This window comes from Rhodopirellula sp. JB055 (assembly GCF_043100905.1).
In the GTDB taxonomy this organism is placed as follows: Bacteria; Planctomycetota; Planctomycetia; order Pirellulales; family Pirellulaceae; genus Rhodopirellula.
Genome location: NZ_JBICHO010000398.1, coordinates 1 through 3,838, shown reverse-complemented (window position 1 = coordinate 3,838; position 3,838 = coordinate 1). Strand labels below are relative to the sequence as shown.

Genomic DNA, 3,838 nt, shown 5'->3' with positions numbered 1-3,838 from the left:
GGACCGGATCGAACCGGGCACCACGAAGGGTTTGACCGCCCTGACCGATGCAAAGGGCTACGACGCCGAAGCCAGCTACAGCCCCGACGGAACCAAGATCGTTTTCGCGTCCAACCGCGCCGCTTACACAAGCGAATTGACAGAACGCGAACGCGAACAATTCGAACGCGACCCCGCGTTCATGAACGACCTTTACATCATGGATGCCGATGGTTCGAACGTGAAACGACTGACCAGCGAACCGGGATACGACGGCGGGCCATTCTTTTCCCCCGATGGCGAACGCATTTGCTGGCGACGTTTTGCCCCCAACGGAGCCACCGCGGAAATCTTCACGATGAAGACCGATGGGTCGGACGTCCAGCGTTTAACAGAAATCAACGCGATGAGCTGGGCACCGTACTACCACCCCAGCGGCGAATTCTTGGTCTTCACCACCAACAAACATGGGTTCGCCAATTTCGAACTGTACTTGGTTCGAGCCGATGGTGAAGGCGAACCCGTTCGGTTGACCACGACAGGTGGCTTCGACGGGCTGCCCGTTTTCCTCCCCAATGGAGAGCAATTGTCTTGGACGACCACACGCGTGGTGGACAGCAACGGCGACGTCGTGATGGAAGACGGCGAACCCAAACAGAGCACGTCGCAGATCTACATCGCGGATTTCAATCTCGAAACCGCTCGTCAGCGATTGGGACTGGCGGAGCCGGACGACGCCAACCAAATGGACGAAGACGCCTCGCTGGCCCGATCGAATTTGACCGCCACTGCGCCGGAGTTTCGGCCAAGCGATGTCATGCGGCACGTCGACTACCTGACCCGGCCAGAACTCGGTGGACGATTGACGGGAACACCTGGTGAAAAACGAGCGACCGCGTATGTGGCGGCTTACTTGGAAAGTCTGGGCTTTGTTCCGGCCGGACAAGACGGCACGTTCTTCCATGATTTCGAATTCCCTGCGGGCTCGTCACTTGGACCAGCCAACCAACTGACCATCACCACCTCCTCGCCCGGCGGCAATTCGGCAATTATCGACACCGAACTGACGAAGTCATGGACACCGCTTTCGTTTTCACAAACTGGCGACATCGAATCCGGCGAAGTCGTTTTTGCTGGCTACGGCTTGCAGGTCCCCGGCGACGAACAGAACGACGAATACGACAGCTACGTTCACTTGGATGTCGCTGATCGCTGGGTCTTGGTCCTGAGAGACCTGCCGCAAAACATTTCAGCCGAACAACGCCAACGAATGGCACGCTATGGCGCCCCCCGTCGCAAAGCCACCATTGCACGCGACATGGGTGCCCGCGGAATCATCTTCGTGGCTGGTCCCACCAGCCAAGTGAAACGAGATGTGATTCGATTCGATGCCAATGCCTCCCAAGCCCAAGTCAGCTTGGCCGCGGTCTCGATCAACAACGAAGTCGCGTCCAAACTGGTTCGCGCCGGCGGCCACGATTTGAAAGAACTGCAATCGCATCTCGACGATGGGAAGATGGCGATGGGAATTCCCATGTCGGGCATCACGGTCGAAGCGTCAATCGAGATCAATCGCCGTACCGGCACGGGCCGAAACGTGATCGCGAGACTGCCGGCAGACTCAACCGCCAACACCTCCGCTCCCATTCAGTTCCCCGTTGTGATGGTCGGCGCCCACATCGATCACCTCGGTCGCGGCGGAGGCAGCAACTCACTGGCTCGATCGGACGAAGAAAACCAAGTTCACGTCGGGGCGGATGACAACGCCAGTGGAGTTGCGGCGATGCTGGAAATCGCTCAGTACTTGGTCGACCAGAGAAACTCTGGCCGCTTGAAGATGAAACGTGACCTGATGGTTGCCGCCTGGAGCGGGGAAGAACTCGGTCTGTTCGGCTCACAAGCATTCGTCGATGACTTCGGAAAACTGTATCCCGACGCTCCGATCGAAGAACCTAGCGAAGATGACATCGCGATCGCACATGCTCATGGGATGACACCCGATGCGGCTTCTCTTGGCGATGCGGTTGCGGTGTATCTGAACCTCGACATGGTCGGCCGGTTGCGGGACAAACTGATCGTGCAGGGCATCGGTTCGTCGCCTGGGTTTGAAGGGGAAGTCCAACGTCGCAATGTGCCCGTCGGAGTCGCCTTGCAACTCGATCGCACGAGCACTCGATTGCCGACTGATGCGTCCGCCTTTGTGGCTCGCAACGTGCCGATTCTGTCGGGATTCACGGGAGCCCATGAGGACTACCACACCCCTCGCGACACCCCCGACAAACTGAACTACGACGGCAACGCTGACATCGCGAATTTATTCGGGCTGCTGACTCGCGGGTTCTTGCAGTCGGACAACGTGCCAGAGTTCAAACTGGACGAAGGCCAATCCACCGAAGAAGTCCCGCGTGCCCGTTTGACGGCCTACCTGGGAACGATTCCGGACTACGCCGCCGGCGAGGTCAAAGGCCTGAAACTGAGCGGCGTCGCATCCGGGGGCCCGGCAGACACCGCTGGTGTTCGAGGCGGAGACGTGATCGTGCAATTGGCATCTCAAAAGATCGAAGACATTTACGACTACACTTATGCGATTGAAGCGCTCAAGATTGGCGAGGAGGTTGAAATCGTTGTCAACCGCGAAGGCCAAAACGTAACGCTGTCCATCACTCCCGGGTCACGAGATTGATTGCACCGAACCAGACCGCATCGCGATGGCAGTGCCAACTTTGGATTGCCGGTCTGATCTTGCATCTCGGTAGCATCTCCCCCGCCGTGTTCGCGCAATCCAATTCGCAAGCGGACTTGGCGGCGGAAGGCATGATTGACGAAGAACAGTGGGTCGCCGAGCCGATCGCGATGTCCGCTCTTCCCGTTCCCGAAGAAGCAATCGCGGAATTGCTCGAGTCCGGACAGGTCGAGTTCATCTCGGGTGGCCCGCGTCCCTCTGTTGCCGCGGGGCTCCGATCGACCGGATTCATCAACCGGGAGTTTGATGCCGAAACTCGGTTCAACCTTTCCTACCACTTCGTCAGCCGCTGCCGGTGGTGGTGGAGCGACGATGGCATTGTGGTCAAAGTCCGCTATCCCGAGTTGAAACTCAAGGTCGACCACAAGGTCTGGTTTCGCAGGCGTCCCAATGACCTTAGCCGGTTCTGGGATTCGCCGTTGGTTCAGCACGAGATGGATCACATCCGGCTCTCAACCGACCCTCGCGTTCTGAGTCGGTTTGAATCCGCGGTTCGGGAAGACGAGAGTTTGCGATTCAGTTCTTCCGAGATCCGCTCCGTGCTCGGCGAAAACGTCGTTCTGAATCGCAACGCCACGCCAAATGCCAACAATCGAACCAGTCGCAACAACCGATCGTCGGGACTGTCCTCGGACCAAGTTCGCAAGCTGATCAACCAACGCGTCCGCGCCCATTTCCAACAGACGGTCGAGTTGATTGAGATTCGCTACCGGGAACTCGATCGACAAACCGCCCATGGATCGTTCGCGGTCCCGGACACAGGCCCGCTCCGCCAGTGGCTCGATCACTCATCAAGCGATTTGGCCGACGCGACCTCGCCTGATTTGCTGTCACGCTAAGAACTTTCGCATCGCTGCCCTGCGGTTCAGACTGCTCTCGCGAGAACACAACAGACGGTGTTGAAACGCCCGAAATTCGATTGCCTGACAATCCGGGGGCAGATCGCATCTTGGGACACATCGTTCGGCGTGGTAAGTTGCCAGCTTCACTCGCTCACACCGCAGCCAAGCTGCCCGCACGCCCCCATTTATTGCGACTGTTTATGTCCATCGACACTTACTCGATATGCCCTTGTGGCAGCGGCAAGAAGATCAAGTTTTGCAAATGCAAGGACTC

At 58.1% G+C, this 3,838-nt stretch carries 3 protein-coding genes; all 3 read left to right on the top strand.

All coding sequences use genetic code 11. The annotated features are described in order from the left end of the window. Positions 1-2,662 (top strand): M28 family peptidase (locus tag ACF8AM_RS15690; protein WP_392556537.1); only part of this gene is annotated, 2,662 nt, incomplete at its 5' end. After that, positions 2,659-3,561 carry a hypothetical protein gene (locus ACF8AM_RS15685; RefSeq protein ID WP_392556536.1) on the top strand — a complete coding sequence of 301 codons (903 nt, stop codon included), beginning with the start codon at positions 2,659-2,661 and terminating at the stop codon, positions 3,559-3,561. The genes ACF8AM_RS15690 and ACF8AM_RS15685, both read left to right, overlap by 4 nt. 80 nt (positions 3,562-3,641) lie before the next feature. Next, on the top strand, positions 3,642-3,838 hold a 197-nt coding region (locus tag ACF8AM_RS15680; RefSeq protein WP_392556535.1), incomplete at its 3' end, for a hypothetical protein.